Origin of the sequence: Asticcacaulis solisilvae (assembly GCF_017875235.1) — a bacterium.
In the GTDB taxonomy this organism is placed as follows: Bacteria; Pseudomonadota; Alphaproteobacteria; order Caulobacterales; family Caulobacteraceae; genus Asticcacaulis; species Asticcacaulis solisilvae_A.
Map to the genome: position 1 here is coordinate 283,168 of NZ_JAGGMI010000005.1, position 16,847 is coordinate 300,014.

Here is a 16,847-nt window from a genome sequence, read left to right on the forward strand (position 1 = left end):
GGCGCGGCTTGTCACACACGGGGATACATCTCATGTTCTTTAAGACAAAACGTTACCACGCGCCCTTGCTGGGGCTCGTGTCGCTGGGCTGCGGCCTGGCGGGCGCGGCCTTTGCCGACAATGCCGGCAACGCCGCCGATGCCGAGTCGGGCGCCGAATCCGTCGTCATCACCGGCAAGCGTTCGACGGCCTCAACGACGGCCAAGGAGCTGTCGGCCTACGGCACAGAGGTCCAGGTCATCACCGCCGAACAGATCGACCAGTCGGGCTCGATCAACTTCGCCGAAGCCGCCCAGTTCCTGGTCAAGGGCGTCAATGTCGGCTACTCGCCCGACGAAGGCGAATTCACCATCCGTCTTGATGGCGGCGGCGACCGGGACACCCTGGTGACGCTGGACGGCGTGCCGCTCTACGACCGTGGTCCGGCGCTGGAGAACATCTGGGGCTCAACCACGATCGATCCGCACATGATCGAGAACATCGAAGTCTTCCGCGGCGGCAACAGCCTTTACTTCGGCTCGAACGGCGGCATCGGCGTCGTCAATGTCGTCACCAAGAAGCCCGACGGCACGACCAAGGGCGAGTTCGGCATTTCCTACGGCTCGTTCGCCACGCGCGAAATCTGGGGCAACTACTCCTTCGCGCTCGATGACGCAGGCAAGCATTCGGTGATGTTCTATGGCGCCATGCTGGCGACCGATGGCCCGCGCATCTTTGATCCGGCCAAGTTCACCGACAACGTCGCCCTTTCCGGCGGCATCCAGGACTATCCGCTCAACAAGAACGATGTCGGCGCTAAGTATCTCTGGAAGATCGACGACGATACCGAGTTCCGAGCCAACGTCATCTACATGGAAAGCTGGTTCCAGGACGCCTTTCCATCGGGTGAGAGCTATTCGCCGAACACCCTGCGCTATCCAATCGCCGACATCTCCTTCACCAAGCGGTTCAGCGACAACATCTTGCTCGAAGCCTCGGCCTATTATTCCAACCCGGAATTGTGGAACGCCGAAGTCTATCCGGAAATCTGCATGGTCCAACCCGCCGGCTGGGACCCGTCCCAACCGGTTCCAAACACCTGCGTTAACCCGAACGATCCGAAACAAACGCCGACCTTCCCGAACGGCACGCCAACTATTCCCTACGGCGCCTGGACGGGCGCGGTTGAACCGGCCCTGGGCCACGGCTTCGGCACATCCAACCAGTTCCGCAGCGGTTTCAAAGAACAGGGTGCGACGGTCCGCACCACGCTCAACCTGAGCCGTTACCTGGAACTCGTCGCCGGCGTCCAGTACGTCTCCTACGCCGACGACTCCGACAAGCGCTTCGCCACACCAGACAACAATTCGACCACGACCGGCGTCTTCCTCGACTTCCATCCCAAGCTGCCGTTCAGCCCGGCGACCAACATCTCCGTGGCGATCCGCCAGGACTACTCGGAAGCCTTCGACAGCAAGACGGTGTGGAAGTTCGGCTTCAAGCATCCGGTCGGCAATTTCTACGTCCGTGGTAATGGCGGCGTCTCCTACAGCCTGCCCCAGACCAACGAACTCTACATCAACAATCCCCGCCCGCCGGAAACCAATTCCAGCGTCCCCTATACGGTTATCGGCAATCCCAACCTGCAGGCTGAAGAGACGCAGACCTATAACGGCGCGGTCGGTTATCGTCACGTCGCGGGTAACTTCACCTTCTCAGGTGAAATCGGCGCCTTCGACACCGAAATCTCGAACCGCATCCGCACGACCACGGGCCAGCCGATTACCATCAACGTCAATGGCGCCAACCGTAATGTCGATACCTATTACAACGACACGGCCATTACCAAGATCAAGGGCCTGACCGCCGATGCGGACTTCACCGTCGGCGGCCAGTGGACGTTCGGCTTCGGCTACACCGCCCAGGACGCCGCCGCCGCTAGCGGGCCGCGCCAGGGTATCCAGATCAACGAGACCCCGGAATGGTTCATTATCGGCCGTCTGAACTGGGAATCGCAAGACGGCCGCCTGAAGGCACAACTGCTGTCGCGGACGCAAGGGCCTGAATGGGCGACCGGCGGACCGGCCGAGAAGTTCCGCGTCAACTTCGGCGATTATACAGTCGTCAACGGCACGCTGACCTACTTGGCCGGCAAGAACAAGGAGCATCGCTTCCAGCTGCGCGTCGCCAACCTGTTCGACACCTACTATGCCGAACGTTACGGCTTCGGCAACCAGCAGTATGGCGCCGAGTACAACCGCCTCAAGAACCTGCCCACGAACGACCCGCGCCGCATGACGACAGCCAGCGACGCCTACTATTACGGCTATCCGTTCGAAGGCAAGCCGCGCAGCTTCTACCTGACCTATTCGACGAAGTTCTAAGCTTCGGAGATACGAGCGATATCCAAGAAGTGTGCAGCGGTTTTTGGGTAAATATCGCGCCAAAACAAATAACTATCTCCTGACGACATCACACTGATGTCGTCAGGAGATAGCGAGGACCGGTAATTCCCCAGCCGGTCCTCGCCTTCTTATTTTCGAGGTCCTCCATGTTTACGCGCCGCCTGTTTCTCACATCGGCTTCGGCCGCCCTCTGGCTTCCGGCGGCCGCACGATCGGCCGCCCGTTATCCATTCACGCTTGGCGTCGCTTCCGGCAGCCCGCGTGACGACGGCATGGTGCTGTGGACGCGGCTGGCGCCCGATCCGCTCAATGGTGGCGGCATGCCGAAAGGTACAACCGAGGTACGCTGGCGGCTGTGCAGCGACGCCGCCATGTCGCAGGAGGTCCGCCAAGGCGTCTTCACCACCTCGGATGCCGTCGGCCACAGCGTCCACCTCGTCCTGAAGGGGCTCAAGCCCGGGCGCGAATACTGGTACCAGTTCCATTACGCCGACGCCGACAGCCCTGTCGGCCGGACGCGCACGACGTCGCGCGCAGATGCCAGCATCAAACTGGCCCATGCCAGCTGCCAGAGCTATGAGGGCGGCTACTTCACCGCCTACAAGGACATGGCCGAATGGACGCCCGACTGCGTCATCCATGTCGGCGACTATATTTACGAAGGCGGTATCGGCACGCTGGGCACACGAATGCGCGACATTGGACGCGGCCGCCGCCAGGCCTTCGAGACCGTCCGCCTGCACAACAGCGCCGAGATCGTCACCCTCTGGGATTACCGCAACCGCTACGCCCTCTACAAAAGCGACACAAACCTTCAGGCCGCCCATGCCGCGGCGCCGTGGATCGTCGCCATGGACGACCACGAGGTCGACAACAACTGGGCCGCCGGCATCCCGCAGGACCCGCACGCCCAGACCGAACTTGAATTCCGCGTCCGCAAGCTGGCGGCGTTCCAGGCCTACTGGGAGCACATGCCGATCGAAAAGCCGCCGGTGCTCAACGGCATCGACAGCACGCTCCAGCTTTACGGCCGCTATCGCTTCGGGCCGGCGGAGATCAATCTGCTGGATACGCGCCAGTACCGCGACGACCAGGCGTGCGGCGACAATCGCAAGCAACCGTGCGGGGTCCTGACCGATCCGGACCGCACCCTGACCGGCCGCGCCCAGGAACAATGGCTGCTCGACGGCATAGCGCGGTCCGACGCCGCCTTTACCGTCCTGGCGTCACAGACCTGGTTCTCGTCCTTCCGCTATAATCCCGCCCCCGAAGCGCCCGAGCGAAATCTCGACCAGTGGGACGGCTACCCGGCCCAGCGCCAGAAGCTGACCGACGCCCTGCAACGCGGCAAGGGACATCCGGTCGTCGTCTCGGGTGACTGGCACTGTTCGGCAGCCACGACGCTGCACAGCGATCCCTATGATGCCAAGACCAAGCGCATCGGCCATGAGTTCGCCGGCACGTCGATCGCTTCGGGCTGCCCGTGGGCGCGCGACATGACCGACGCGCTGAGCGAGAACCCGCACGTCCGCTACTACAACGGCGACAAGCGCGGCTATGTCCGCCACGTCGTGACCGCCGGCGACTGGACGGCGCAGTTCCGCACCGTCACCGATCCGGGCGTCGAAAACAGCCCCGTCACCACCGACACCGAAGTTCACACGAAGGATATCTGACATGACGCAGACCGACCGCCGTTCCTTCCTAAGCCTGATGGGCGCGGGCGCCGCCATGGCCGCCACGCCGTTCGCCAGCGCCATCGCCCAGGCCGCCAGCCTGCCGGCCAGACGCGTCACCGGCACCATCAAGGACGTGAAGCACATCGTCATCCTGATGCAGGAGAACCGCTCCTTCGACCACTATTTCGGCACGATGCGCGGCGTGCGCGGCTTCGGCGATCGCTTCCCGGTCCCGATGAGCGCCGGCCCGGTCTGGCAGCAATCCGACGGCCAGAAGGTCATCCCGCCCTATCACCTCAATACCCAGAAGACCAACGCCATCGCCGTCCCGGGTACGCCGCATAGCTTCTCGGACAGCCAGGCCGCCTGGAACCAGGGCAAGTTCGGCTTCTGGCCAAAGTACAAGAACCCCTATTCGATGGGCTATTACCAGCGCGACGACATCCCGTTCCAGTTCGCCCTGGCCGAAGCCTTCACCATCTGCGACCACTATCACTGCTCGATCACCACCGGCACTGATCCGAACCGCATCGTCTTCTGGTCGGGATCGAACCACGATCCCAAGCTGCGCGAACAGGGCATCAACGGCACCGAGGCCGATTCCGAGCCCAACAACATGCGCTGCTGGGTCAAGGGCGCCCTGCCCGAGCCCGGCTATCAGTACCAGGGCTCGGCCTTTCCGTGGCTGACGCTTCCCGACGTATTGGAAAACGCCGGCGTGTCGTGGCGCATCTACCAGGACCCGAACGACAACTGGACCGGCGCCATGCACGGCGGCCTGGCTTTCGAGAGCTTCCGCAATGCCAAGCCGGGTTCGCCTATCTATGAAAAGGGTATGAGCCACTGGTCGCTGGAACAGTTTGCCAAGGATGTGAAGGACAATGCCCTGCCGGCCGTCTCGTGGATTCTGCCGAACAAGGAATGGTCTGAACATCCGTCCGCCTCGACGCCTTTGCAGGGCGCGGAATTCACCGCCGGCATCCTCAACGCCCTGACCGCCAATCCGGATGTGTGGGGCTCGACCGTCTTCTTCCAGACCTTCGACGAGAATGACGGCCTGTTCGACCACCTGCCGCCGTCGGCGCCGCCCTCCTATGCCGCAGACGGTACGCTGATGGGGAAATCAACTGTTGATTTGAAAGGCTTCTACTTCAACGATCCACAGCGCAAGTTCCTTGATCCGTCCGACACGATCAGCGGCACAGTTCGCCCGTGGGGCCTGAGCGCGCGCGTGCCGATGTATGTCGTCTCGCCTTGGTCGAAAGGCGGTTGGGTGACGTCGCAGGTTTTCGACCACACTTCGGTCGGCCAGTTCCTGGAGAAGCGTTTCGGCGTCACTGTGCCGGCGATCAGCCCGTGGCACCGCGCGGTGTGCGGGGACCTGACCTCGGCGTTCGATTTCAGCCACGTCGAAGATCCGGCCTTCCCGGGTCTGCCGGATGCGTCGGGATCGGAAAAGGCCGTGCTGGCGCAGATCCACCGCAAGCGGATCGAGCCGCCGGTAAAGCCGGAGCCTCTGATCCAGGAAAAAGGCTCGCGGCCGTCGCGTGCCCTGCCCTATGCGCTGGATGTCAAGGCCGCAACCAAGGCTGGCGGCGTAGAACTGACCTTTGTCAATACCGGCACGGCCGGAGCGGTCTTCCACGTCTATGACAAGCTGGACCTCGAAGCCATCCCGCGCCGCTATACGGTCGAAGCCGGCAAGACTTTAAGCGATAGCTTCACCGGCGCGCGTCATGACCTGTGGCTGCTGGGACCGAACGGCTTCCACCGCGCTTTTGTCGGGACGGCGGAGACGGCCGGGATCGAAGTGACAGCCACCACGACGCCGCTCGCCTTGACTGTCCAGATGCGCAATCGCAGTTCGGCTTCCGTGACCTTGACTGTGGATGCCGAGGTTTATGGCCTGGGCGTGAAGACGGTGACACTGGCGGCGGGGGCGTCTCGCAAGGAGATGTTCGATCTGGCCAAGCAGGGGCACTGGTACGATGTGTCGGTCCGCACCGAAGGTTTCGAGCGCCGCTTTGCCGGACGTGTGGAAACCGGTGCGCATGGCATCAGCGACCCGGCCATGGCTGCCGTCGAACAGCCTGTGCCCGCTGCGAAACCGGAAATGCGCCTGCCGAAATTTTAAACTGCGTCACTCCTCCCTGTCGCGCAGCGATGGGGAGGGGGACCGCCAGCGAAGCGCAGCGGTGGTGGGGCCTACCGCCTGAGTCACCCCCCTCCGTCATCTTCGCTTCGCTCGATGCCACCTCCCCATGCCTTCGGCACAGGGAGGAGAATTCTTCGCATTAACCAATCTTAAGGCGTCGTTCACCATACTGTCCCGCATGGAACAACTGGTGCACCTCGCCCGCAATATCGACCCGATGCGTGTCTTCGGCCGGGTCGCCGTGGTCAACGGCCTGCTGATCGAAGCCAAGGGCGGCCTCAGCTACATGCAAGTCGGCGCGCGCTGCGAAATCATCCGCCGCCACGAAGCGCCCCTGCCTGTCGAAGTCGTCGGCTTCCGCGAGGACCGCGCCCTGATGATGCCCTTCGGCCCGGTCGAAGGCATCACGCCGGGCGCCGAAATCCGCATCTCGTCCGAAGGCGCCAAGGTCCATCCTACCACCGCCTGGCTTGGGCGCATCATCGATAGCTTCGGCGAGCCGATCGACGGCTTTGGCCCTTTGCCGCAAGGCCCGGAAGGCTATTTGCTCAAGGCCTCGCCGCCATCCGCCCACTCGCGCCAAAAGGTCGGCGAGCGCCTCAATCTCGGCGTCCGCGCCATGGATGTCTTCACCACCTGCTGCCGCGGTCAGCGCCTGGGCGTTTTCGCCGGTTCCGGCGTCGGCAAGTCGGTGCTTTTGTCCATGCTGGCGCGGGAAGCCACCTGCGACGCCGTCGTCGTCGGCCTGATCGGTGAACGCGGCCGCGAAGTGCGCGAATTCGTCGAAGAAACCCTTGGCCCCGAAGGCCTGCGCCGCGCCATCGTCGTTGTCGCCACCTCGGATGAGCCCGCGCTGAAACGCCGCCAGGCCGCCTATATGACCCTGGCGCTATCGGAATATCTGCGCGACCAGGGGCTGGAAGTCCTGTGCCTGATGGATTCGGTGACGCGTTTCGCCATGGCCCAGCGCGAGATCGGCCTGGCGACCGGCGAGCCGCCAACGACCAAGGGCTATACACCCACCTGTTTCGCCGAACTGCCGAAACTGCTGGAGCGCGCCGGGCCCGGCCCTATCCTGCCCGACGGCACGCGCACCGGCCCGATCACCGGCCTGTTCACCGTGCTGGTCGACGGCGACGACCACAACGAGCCAATCGCCGACGCCGTGCGCGGTATCCTCGATGGCCACATCGTCATGAGCCGGGGCATTGCCGAGCGCGGCCGCTTCCCGGCGATCGACGTGCTTAAAAGCATCAGCCGGACCATGCCCGACTGCCAGACCATCCCCGAACGTGAGATCGTTCGCCAGGCGCGCAAGGTGCTGTCAAGCTATACCAACATGGAAGAGCTGATCCGCATCGGCGCCTATCGCCAGGGCGCCGACCCTGACGTCGATCGCGCCATCATCCTTAACCCTGCCGTCGAAGATTTCCTGCGCCAGGGTAAGGATGAATACACACCTCTTGACGAGTCCTTTACACTTTTGGGTCAGATTTTAAGTCAGTCCTGATCGCCAGGATTAACGAAGTTCCGAATGCCCAGCATTCGGCAAGGGCGACCGCCCGCCGCGCATGTTTGCGCGTAGAAAGTGAAGGGTAGTGAAATGACCAAGTGGGCAAAGTCTCTGATCCGTCTGTCTACGTTCGAAGTCGAGACGCTGCAGAAACGCCTCGCTGAAGTGGTCACCCGCCGCACGCACATCGAAATGCGCGTTGCGACCCTGGATGCCGAATTTGAGCTGGAATGCGTTCGCGCCTCCCAGGACGCCACGCTGGCGCACGGCCTTTCCGCCTATAAGCACGGTTATAAGTTCCGCCGCGACACCGCCGTCGCCGAACTGGACCTGATCTCCCAGGAAGAAGCCGGCGTTCGTGACTCTTTGAGCAGCGCCTTCGAAGACCTCAAGAAGTTCGAACACGTCGCCGAAGTCACCAAGTTGAAGCAGGTCGCCGCCGCCAAGCGCGTCGAGGACGCCATGCTCGACGAAGCCGCGCTGCGCATCGCCGGCAATGCCGCCAAGGTCCAGCGCCGCGCCTGATCGCATGCAGCTGTCGCGGCGTAACCTGATCGCGGGCGCTTCGGCCCTCTTTGCCGCCCCTGCCTGCGCCAAGCAGGACTATATCTCCTTACCCCCGCTGAAATCGCTGCTGGCCTCACCGCTCGGCGTGGCCGTGCGCGACCTGCAGCTAGACGATCCTGAGTGGACGAAGCTTGCGACCACCCACTTTTCGCGCCTGACGGCCGAGTGGGAAAGCAAGATGGAATATGTGCTGAAGCCCGACGGCACACTGCAGTTCGACCGCGGCGACCGCCTGGCCCAGTTTGCCCGCGATAACGGCATGACCGTCCACGGCCACACCCTTGTCTGGTACGAGCAGGACGGCGAGCCCTTCCAGAAACTGAAAACGAACCGCGACGCCTTCCTGGCCTTCTATGCCGACTATATCAAGGCCGTCATGACGCGTTATCGCGGCATCGCCACAGGCTGGGATGTCGTCAATGAGCCCATCCTGTTCGAAGGCGAAGGCCTGCGCGACTGCCTGTGGCGCCAGGTCCTGGGCGACGACTATATCGGCCTGGCCTTCGCCGCCGCCCGCGAGGCCGACCCCGATGCTGTTTTGTTCGTCAACGAGTACCATCTCGAACACCGGCCGGTGAAGCGCAAGACCCTGCTGAAACTGGTCGAGAGCCTGCTGAAATCCGGCGCGCCGATCACCGGCATCGGCACCCAGACCCATATCTCGGCCGACATCAAGCCGGGCATGATTACCGAGGCCATCCGCGATATCACCTCGATGGGCCTGAAGGTCCATGTCTCCGAAGTCGATATCGCCATTTCGGACTACAAGTTCGGCAGCATGGCTGAACCGCGTCTCGACCAGATTCGGGCGCTGGAGGAGATCATCACCGCCTACAAGGCCATTCCGGCCAGCCAGCAGTACGGCCTGACCTTCTGGGGTCTGCGCGACTCCGATTCGTGGATCAATGCGCCACGCGAGACCAATGGCCGCGACGAGCCTTTGCTCTTCGACAAACTGGGCCGGCCGAAGCCATTGACGGCGGCCCTGGCCAAGGTGCTCGCCTAAGCTTTCTTAAACGGCAATTACTGCTCGGCCTTGCCGAAGCGCGGGCGGAAGAAGGGATCTTCCAGGATATTGCCGGTTTCCGGCTCGACGGTGGCCGGTGGTTCCGACGACGGCACTTCGAAGCGCAACGGATCGGGCCGCGACGTCGCCGGCTGGACCGTCGGCGCGGGTTGGGGTTGGGCGGCGGCCTCGGTCTGGGGCGCCATATACGGTGATTGCGGCCGCCCGGCCGGCGCCGGTTCCAGCTTTTCCTGATACTGGCGAAGCACGCGCAGGTCGTCGGCGATGCTCAACACCGCCATATAGAATTCGCAGAAGGCGCGCCACAGCATGACGCCGATCAGGACCATCAGCCAGCTGACGATCAGCACGCCGAAGGCCAGTAACGCGCCCCACACTGTGCTGTCCTTGATCGCCGACCCCACGGCAACACCCAGGAAACCCATGGCGGCGATGAAAAACAGGCCCAGGCCCAGCCAGTAGACGATATGGACGATCGGTCGCGCCGTCAGCCGGTCAAAGGTCAGAAGCGTGCGCGTGATGTCCGAAGGGCGAGTGCTGCCGAATGCCTGACGGATAATCTTGCTCATGGTATCCCTAACCTGGTCGTGTCGCGGGGCGCACTATACACGCAATTGCGCCAAAAAAACGAACTCTCACCGTCTGTTTCGTTCAAAAGGGACTTTGACGCAAAAATGTCAAGAGTGGAGCCATCAGCAGCATGGCGTCATCCTTAGACACAGAGTAACCTGCTAAAGCACGAACAGTGATTTTCAGCAAAGTCCCCCTTCCGTCAGCTTCGCTTAGGCTCGCTGCCACCTTCCCCGTAAACGGGGAGGAAAAGTGTATGGCATCTGTATTGTTCCTTCCCCGTTTACGGGGAAGGTGGCATTTGCAGAGCAAATGACGGAAGGGGGATTACCGTCTCAAGAAGGATTCAATGTACCGCATCGTGCTCCAACAATCGATCGCGGAGCGCCCTATGGAAAATAAGCTGATTACTGAAGAAGAAGCTGATCTGGAAGACATGATTGCTCGGCTAACGCCTGATGTCCTTCATGAGCCGGTTAGCACAGGTCCAGCGCTGGGCAACGAGTACGCTTAAACTCAAACCTGCCCGACGGTTTTCAACCGCACCTTCGGGTGGATTTCATTCTGGCTCATCACCACCGTATTGGCGCGGAAACGCTCAACGATTGACCGTACATAGGGGCGGATGTTCGGCGAGGTCAGGAGCACCGCGACCTCGCCCGTCATCGACACGCGCTCGAAGGTATCGCGCACGGTGCGGATGAATTCCTGCAGGGCCGACGGCGCCATGGTCAACTGGCGGTCTTCGCCCTGCCCCACCAGCGATGAAGCAAAGGCATTTTCCCAGTCGTGCGACAGGGTAACGATCGGCAGCGAATTGTCTTCCGAGCGGTTCTGCCAGCACAGTTGCCTTGCCAGACGAGAACGCACGTGTTCGACCATGTTGGTGATCGACTTGGTGTGCGCGGCGGCTTCGCCCAGGGCCTCGAGAATGGCCGGCAGGTCGCGGATCGACACGCGTTCCTTGAGCAGGGCCTGCAGCACGCGCTGGACCGTCGCTGTCGTCACCACGCTGGGGATCAGGTCGTCGGCCAGCTTCTTCTGTTCGGCCGGCAGGTCGCGCAGAAGCTTGGTCAGCTCGGCATAGGACAGCAGGTCGGCCATGTTGTCCTTGAGGATTTCGGTCAGGTGCGTGGTAATGACGGTCGCCGGATCGACGATGGTGTAGCCCAGAAAGGTCGCTTCCTCCCTCAGGTTCTGGTCGATCCAGGTGGCCGGCAGGCCGAAGGCCGGTTCCTTCATGTGCTCGCCGGGCAGTTCGACTTGGCGGCCCGATGGGTCCATGGCCATAAGCTGGCCGATGCGCACCTCGCCAGAGCCCGCTTCCATCTCCTTGATGCGCAGGCAATAGCCCTGGTTGGGCAGGCGCATATTGTCCAGTATGCGCACCGACGGCATGATGAAGCCGTATTCCTGGGCCAGCGTCCGGCGCAGGGCCTTGATCTGGTCGGTCAGTTTTCGGCCGTCGAGATCGTTGATGAGCCCGAGAAGCCCCAGGCCTAGTTCCATCTTGACGTCGTCGATGGCCAGGGCCGCCGAGATCGGTTCTTCCTCGGGGGGGAGGTTCTGTTGCTGTTCGCTGGCGGCGATTTCTTCCGGCGTTGGTCCCCTGGGCTTGGTGCCCATCTTGTAGGCCAGGAAGCCGGCGCCCAGGGCGACCGCGGCGAACGGCAGGATCGGCATGCCCGGGATAAGGCCCAGCACGCCCGATGCCGCCGACACCATGCCCAATGCCACCGGGTTGGTCGCCAGCTGGGCGACCAGCGCCTTGTCGGCCGAACCGTCGACGCCCGCCTTCGACACCAGGAAGCCCGCGGCCAGCGAAATGATCAGGGCCGGAATCTGGGTGACCAGGCCGTCACCGACCGTCAGGGCGATGTAGTTCTGCGCGGCTTCCCCGATAGGCAGCTGGTGGCTGAACATCCCGATCAGGATGCCGCCGACGATATTGATGGCGGTGATAATGAGGCCCGCGACCGCGTCGCCGCGCACGAACTTGGACGCACCGTCCATGGCGCCGAAGAAGCCCGATTCCTGCTCGACCTCCTTGCGGCGCTTCTTGGCTTCTTCCTGGTCGATCAGGCCCGACGACAGGTCGGCGTCGATGGCCATCTGCTTGCCGGGCATCGAATCGAGGGTGAAGCGCGCGGCGACTTCGGCGATACGGCCGGAACCCTTGGTGATGACGACGAAGTTGATCAGGATGAAGATGGCGAACAGCACGATGCCGATGATGAAGTTGCCTTGCATCAACAGCTGGCCGAACGCCTTGATCAGGGCGCCGGCGGCCTCTTCGCCTTCGTGACCGTGGCTGAGGATCAGGCGGGTCGAGGCCACGTTCAGCGACAGGCGGAACATGGTGGTGACCAGCAGCACGGTCGGGAAGGCCGAGAAATCGAGCGGCTTCTTGATCAGGATGGCGGTCATCAGGATCAGGATCGACGACGTGACCGACAGCGACAGCAGCGCGTCGAGCATCACAGCCGGGATCGGGATGATCAGGAAGACGATGATCAGGATGACGCCAAGCGCCATCACGACTTCGCCGCGTCTCAGCCAGCCTACGACGTCATTAAAGGAGATGGCAGGCCCATTGCCCGCGGCCGCAGCCTCAGCCACTTCGACGGCCTCCGGAAAACGCAAATAATGACGAGATGGCGCATGCAAAAACGCATGGCAGCTAGGCAAAATTTACCCGGAAGGTGGTGAACAAGGTGTTAAGAATGATGAATTTGGCGCATTGGACAGCGCCAACTGTCGTCGACCATCCGTCCGCTGTACTGGCGCGCTTCGGAGATTTCACCATGGCGGGCGACCATGGGGTTTATTGAGCCGGAATAGGCTTCGTCGCGCTTCAGAATGGTCTCGCGCATGGTGTCGTAACGACCTTCCTTGCGCAGGGTTTCGAACTGGTCATGGGCATTGAAGACCAGGACCGGCACTTCGAAGCGGCGTGCGGCACGGCTGGCGCCGGGATGCAGGCCGACCACGAAGAAGGCCTCGCCGCCGAAGCTTAAAGAAAAGGTGGCGTCTTCAGGATCGGAGCTGACGCGGGGATCGTAGGCCTGGCCGCGAGCCGCATCTATGCCTTCCAGAGCTTCGAGCCGTTTCCACAAAGCGGTTTCAAAGGCTTCTTCGCTTAAACGCTCCCCCATGTCGAACAGGACGACAAAGGTCTGGAACGGCTCGGGCGCGCCCTTGAAATTCTGGGCGAAGTCGCGAATAGCATCATACAAGGCGACGTCGTCGCGCGGGCAGCGAATGTCGCCGGCAACGAAGAACTGCATCTGCCGCCGCGCCAGGGCCGACTTGGCACCGACGCAGGGAAAATCCTTAGCCCTTATGTGGGATTCGAAACGCTCGATCAGTGCGCCTTGTGCGCGGATGGTATCTTCTGAAATCTGGGGTACGGGATACACGGCTACGCTTCCTTTGCTGGAAGCCGAACCTATCCGGAGCGAGGTAAGATCGAACCGTGAAAGCCGCTCCGCCCCGGCAAGAACCGTATAAGCCCTGGCGCAAGCCGGAATTTTATCAAAGACCGCGCGACGTCGCATAGGTTTGCGCCGCCTTTGCGAAAGCGCGCAGGCTTCATATGCCGTCCTTATCTTCCCTTGCCTATTGTGGGGGACAAGCATTCCTCAGGAGACGACATGATTACCGAAATCCCGCCGCGCTCAGGCGCCGCCTTCCGGCTTGCCAAGGGTCAACGGCTGCGCGTCATCGACCCCAACGGCGAACAGGTTTCGGACATGCTGGCCTTCAACGCGGAAGACACCAACGAAGTCATCTCATCCGGCCGGACGCTCGACTATGCGTCCAAGCTGTTCTTAAGCGTCGGCGATCCGCTCTATTCCAACCGCAGCAATGTCATGCTCAGGATCGTTGAGGACACCGTCGGGCGGCACGACTTCCTGCTGACCCCGTGTTCGAAGGATACGTTCCGCATCATCTACGGCGATGAACATCCGCATCACGGCTGTTTCGGCAACCTGGCGCACGCGCTGGAGCCCTATGGCATCCAGCCTGACCAGATCCCGGTGGCGTTCAACATCTTCATGAATGTCCAGGTCAATGGCGAGACCGGCGAACTGCGCGTCGATCCGCCGAAAAGCAAGGCCGGCGACCACATCCTGTTCGAAGCCGAGATGGACCTGATCGTGGCGCTGACGGCCTGTTCGGCCCTGCAGTCGAACAACTACGCGTTCAAGCCGATCCATTACCGGGTTGAGGAGACAGCGCTCGTTTAAGCAGGTGGGATATCTTACCTTCGCCTCCCCTATTTATGGGGGAGGTGGATTTGAGCGCGATCAGCGCTCAAAGACGGAAGGGGCCCAGCCATAGATGATGCGGGCGCCGGAGTATATTTTAACAAAGAAAGCCCCGCCCACCATCTGCTCCGCAGATGGTCCCCCCTCCCCATAAATGGGGAGGGCGAAAGTGCTTTTGCAACCAATAATTTTGCTATGGTGTTGCGGGAACTTACGCCGCGCTGGCGCCCGACTGCGGCGCAGGCACCGACACACCGGCCGCCGAGTACTCATTCAGTTTGTTGCGCAGGGTGCGGATCGAGATGCCCAGGATATTCGCCGCATGCGTCCGGTTGCCGAAACAATGGCTGAGCGTATCAAGGATCAGCTTCTGCTCGACTTCGGCAACGGTCGACCCAACAAACGTCCGCGCGGCGCTTTCCGCCGCCAGCGCCACGCGGCCGACATAGTCCGAGCCGATCGGCGCCACCGGATTGAGCGGCTGGCCATCCGGCAGACGGATGGCATCAGCGTCAATCTCGGCGCCGGCCGACAGCAGTACGGCGCGGTGCATGGCGTTTTCCAGTTCGCGGACATTGCCCGGCCACGGATGGGCTTGCAGACGGCGCTTGGCCTCGAGGCTGATTGGCTTCAAGGGAATGGCGTTGGCTTCGGAGTACTTCTTGGCGAAATATTCCGACAGGGCCAGGATGTCGGCCGGGCGCTGGCGCAGGGGCGGCAGGGCCAGGTTGATGACGTTCAGGCGGTAAAGCAGGTCTTCGCGGAAGGTGCCGTCCTTGACCGCCTGGGCGAGGTTGCGGTTGGAGGTCGCCAGGACGCGGATATTGACCGGCACCGGCTTGGCGCCGCCGACGCGGTCGATGACGCGTTCCTGGAGCGCGCGCAGCAGCTTGGCCTGCAGGCGCGCGTCCATTTCCGAGATTTCGTCGAGCAGCAGCGTGCCGCCGTCGGCCTCTTCGAACTTGCCGATGCGGCGGGCCATGGCGCCGGTAAACGCGCCCTTTTCGTGGCCGAACAGTTCCGATTCCAGCAGGTTATCGGGAATCGCGGCGCAGTTGACGCTGATGAACGGCTTTTGCGCCCGGCGCGACTTTTCGTGGAGGTAACGCGCCATGACTTCCTTACCGACACCGCTTTCGCCGGTGATCAGGATGGAGGCGTCGGACGCGGCGACCTGGTCGGCCAGCTTGACGACGGCCTGCATGGCCGGGTCGTTGGTGACCAGCGGGCGGGCGTCGTCCGAGACGGCGGCCAGGACGGCGGCGATCAGTTCGGCGTCAGGCGGCAGCGGGATGAATTCCTTGGCGCCGGCGGTGATCGCCTGGGCGGCCTTGCGCGGGTCGGGATTGACGCCGCAGGCGACGACATTGACCGAGATGTGCTCGCGCTCATTGGCCTCGATCAGGCCGGCGATATCCAGCTCGTAATCGACCATGAGCAGGTCCGCGCCCTGCCCTTTGCGCAAGGCGTCGGTGGCTTGGGTCACGGTTTCGACGTGAGCGACCTTGGCGCCGGTGTCCATGGCCATCTTGACGGCGACCGACAGCTGGCCGCTCAGCTTTCCAACGACTAAGAGCCTCATTGTCCCGCGTCCTCGCTTTTGATGATTTCCGTCATGGTCACGCCCAGGCGGTCGTCCACGACCACCACTTCGCCGCGCGCCACCAGGCGGTTGTTGACATAGATATCGATGGCTTCCCCGACCTTGCGGTCCAGTTCCAGCACGCTGCCCTGGCCCAGCTTGAGGAGCTGCGACACCGACATGTAGGATTTTCCCAGCACGGCCGAGATGTTGACCGGCACGTCGAAGACAGGCGCCAGGTCTGCCGCCGCCTTGTCGCCGCCATCGTCTTCCGTCATGGCGGGGCCGCCACTTTCGTCGAAATCTTCCAAACCGAGATCGGCCATGGGAGGTAACCTTTACTAAAGCGCCAGGCCAATCGGCATAGCGCGGGAAAAATTCAGTGCCCTGGGCCTTGCGAGCCAGAGACGCGGTTAGCGTGATAGGCCTCGGCTTCGAGCGCTTCGTTAAGCGCCTGGCTGAGGGTATCGAAAACCTGTTGCGGGTCGAAGCTGGCGCGGCCATCGGACCAGACGATCTCGAACGCGCCCTTCGGCATCTGCGGTGTGTCCCGGAACTGGATGGCGCCGGCGAAACCAGCCATCATTGCCGCTTCCTCGGCGGCGGCCTTGACCGCGTCGTCGGCATCGCGCGCCAGCAGCACCAGCCGCGTCGCCTTCTCGATCTCCATGCCTAGCGATTCCAGAGCGGCCTTGACAGGCGCCTGCGGGAAACGGTCGAGTGCCTCGGCCGCGATCTTCTGAGCGCAGACAAGCGCCAGTTGCACGCTGGCCTGCTTGTGGGCGTGGATCGCCTGGGTCAGGCCTGACAGGCCCTGCTGGGCGCTGCCGGCCAGATCCTGAATGGCCGCGGCCTGAGCCATCTGCGCGCGGGCCATGGCGGAATTTTCACCCTCGGCATAGGCCTGGGCGCGGATGGCTTCGACCTCTTCAGGGGTAAAGGCCTTCTTTTCGCGCTTCGGCTGGGCGACGACATGGCCGCCGTCGCCGAAAACAGTGCCGAATTCGAACTTCTTGTGCGGAACGGCGGTCATGCAGCCCTCCGCGTGTTAGGAAGGGTTGAGAACTCTTCGCCTCCCCCATTTATGGGGGAGGTGGCG

At 62.5% G+C, this 16,847-nt stretch carries 14 protein-coding genes; 8 read left to right on the forward strand and 6 right to left on the reverse strand.

All coding sequences use genetic code 11. From position 1 onward, the window contains the following. The first annotated feature begins 32 nt into the window (after positions 1-32). From J2X24_RS11160 to J2X24_RS11185, 6 genes are all read left to right on the forward strand, one after another. A complete protein-coding gene (locus J2X24_RS11160) occupies positions 33-2,363 on the forward strand; it encodes a TonB-dependent receptor plug domain-containing protein (protein WP_209721123.1) in 2,331 nt (776 codons plus the stop codon). 167 nt (positions 2,364-2,530) lie between these two features. Next, positions 2,531-4,060, forward strand: a complete 1,530-nt coding sequence (locus J2X24_RS11165; RefSeq protein WP_209721126.1) for an alkaline phosphatase D family protein — start codon at positions 2,531-2,533, stop codon at positions 4,058-4,060. Between the two features lies 1 nt (position 4,061). Continuing rightward, positions 4,062-6,197, forward strand: coding sequence for a phosphocholine-specific phospholipase C (locus tag J2X24_RS11170; protein WP_209721128.1), 2,136 nt, complete (start codon positions 4,062-4,064; stop codon positions 6,195-6,197). A 199-nt stretch (positions 6,198-6,396) separates the two neighbouring features. Next, positions 6,397-7,728, forward strand: a complete 1,332-nt coding sequence (fliI, locus tag J2X24_RS11175; RefSeq protein WP_209721264.1) for a flagellar protein export ATPase FliI — start codon at positions 6,397-6,399, stop codon at positions 7,726-7,728. 93 nt (positions 7,729-7,821) lie between these two features. Continuing rightward, positions 7,822-8,256: a flagellar FliJ family protein gene (locus J2X24_RS11180; RefSeq protein WP_209721131.1), complete on the forward strand. Its 435-nt coding sequence runs from the start codon at positions 7,822-7,824 to the stop codon at positions 8,254-8,256. After that, complete coding sequence (locus tag J2X24_RS11185; protein ID WP_245344616.1) at positions 8,228-9,304, forward strand: endo-1,4-beta-xylanase; 1,077 nt, start codon at positions 8,228-8,230, stop codon at positions 9,302-9,304. Before J2X24_RS11180 ends, J2X24_RS11185 begins: the two co-directional genes overlap by 29 nt. A 17-nt stretch (positions 9,305-9,321) precedes the next feature. Here J2X24_RS11185 and J2X24_RS11190 read toward each other — a convergent pair whose 3' ends face one another. Continuing rightward, positions 9,322-9,894, reverse strand: coding sequence for a DUF4282 domain-containing protein (locus J2X24_RS11190; RefSeq protein ID WP_209721134.1), 573 nt, complete (start codon positions 9,892-9,894; stop codon positions 9,322-9,324). Between the two features lie 350 nt (positions 9,895-10,244). On the opposite strand from J2X24_RS11190, the gene J2X24_RS11195 reads away from it, so the two are divergent. Beyond that, positions 10,245-10,409 carry a hypothetical protein gene (locus J2X24_RS11195; protein WP_209721137.1) on the forward strand — a complete coding sequence of 55 codons (165 nt, stop codon included), beginning with the start codon at positions 10,245-10,247 and terminating at the stop codon, positions 10,407-10,409. Between the two features lie 2 nt (positions 10,410-10,411). Here J2X24_RS11195 and flhA read toward each other — a convergent pair whose 3' ends face one another. Together flhA and gntA are read right to left on the reverse strand one after the other, a co-directional pair. Next, positions 10,412-12,514: a flagellar biosynthesis protein FlhA gene (gene flhA / locus J2X24_RS11200; protein WP_310003215.1), complete on the reverse strand. Its 2,103-nt coding sequence runs from the start codon at positions 12,512-12,514 to the stop codon at positions 10,412-10,414. A gap of 98 nt (positions 12,515-12,612) precedes the next feature. Next, entirely contained in the window at positions 12,613-13,314 is a 702-nt protein-coding gene (gene gntA / locus J2X24_RS11205) for a guanitoxin biosynthesis heme-dependent pre-guanitoxin N-hydroxylase GntA (RefSeq protein WP_209721140.1), read from the reverse strand. Positions 13,315-13,548: 234 nt separating this feature from the next. Here gntA and J2X24_RS11210 point away from each other — a divergent pair, with 234 nt between their 5' ends. Next, entirely contained in the window at positions 13,549-14,145 is a 597-nt protein-coding gene (locus J2X24_RS11210) for a DUF1989 domain-containing protein (protein WP_209721143.1), read from the forward strand. Positions 14,146-14,377: 232 nt separating this feature from the next. On the opposite strand, the gene flbD is transcribed toward J2X24_RS11210, so the two are convergent. The 3 genes from flbD to J2X24_RS11225 form a co-directional block, all read right to left on the reverse strand. Then, positions 14,378-15,748, reverse strand: a complete 1,371-nt coding sequence (gene flbD / locus J2X24_RS11215) for a sigma-54-dependent transcriptional regulator FlbD (protein WP_209721146.1) — start codon at positions 15,746-15,748, stop codon at positions 14,378-14,380. Continuing rightward, positions 15,745-16,026 carry a flagellar motor switch protein FliN gene (gene fliN / locus J2X24_RS11220; RefSeq protein WP_245344636.1) on the reverse strand — a complete coding sequence of 94 codons (282 nt, stop codon included), beginning with the start codon at positions 16,024-16,026 and terminating at the stop codon, positions 15,745-15,747. The genes flbD and fliN overlap by 4 nt, the downstream gene beginning before the upstream one ends. 101 nt (positions 16,027-16,127) lie before the next feature. Next, complete coding sequence (locus J2X24_RS11225; protein WP_209721152.1) at positions 16,128-16,781, reverse strand: FliH/SctL family protein; 654 nt, start codon at positions 16,779-16,781, stop codon at positions 16,128-16,130. Positions 16,782-16,847: the final 66 nt, after the last annotated feature.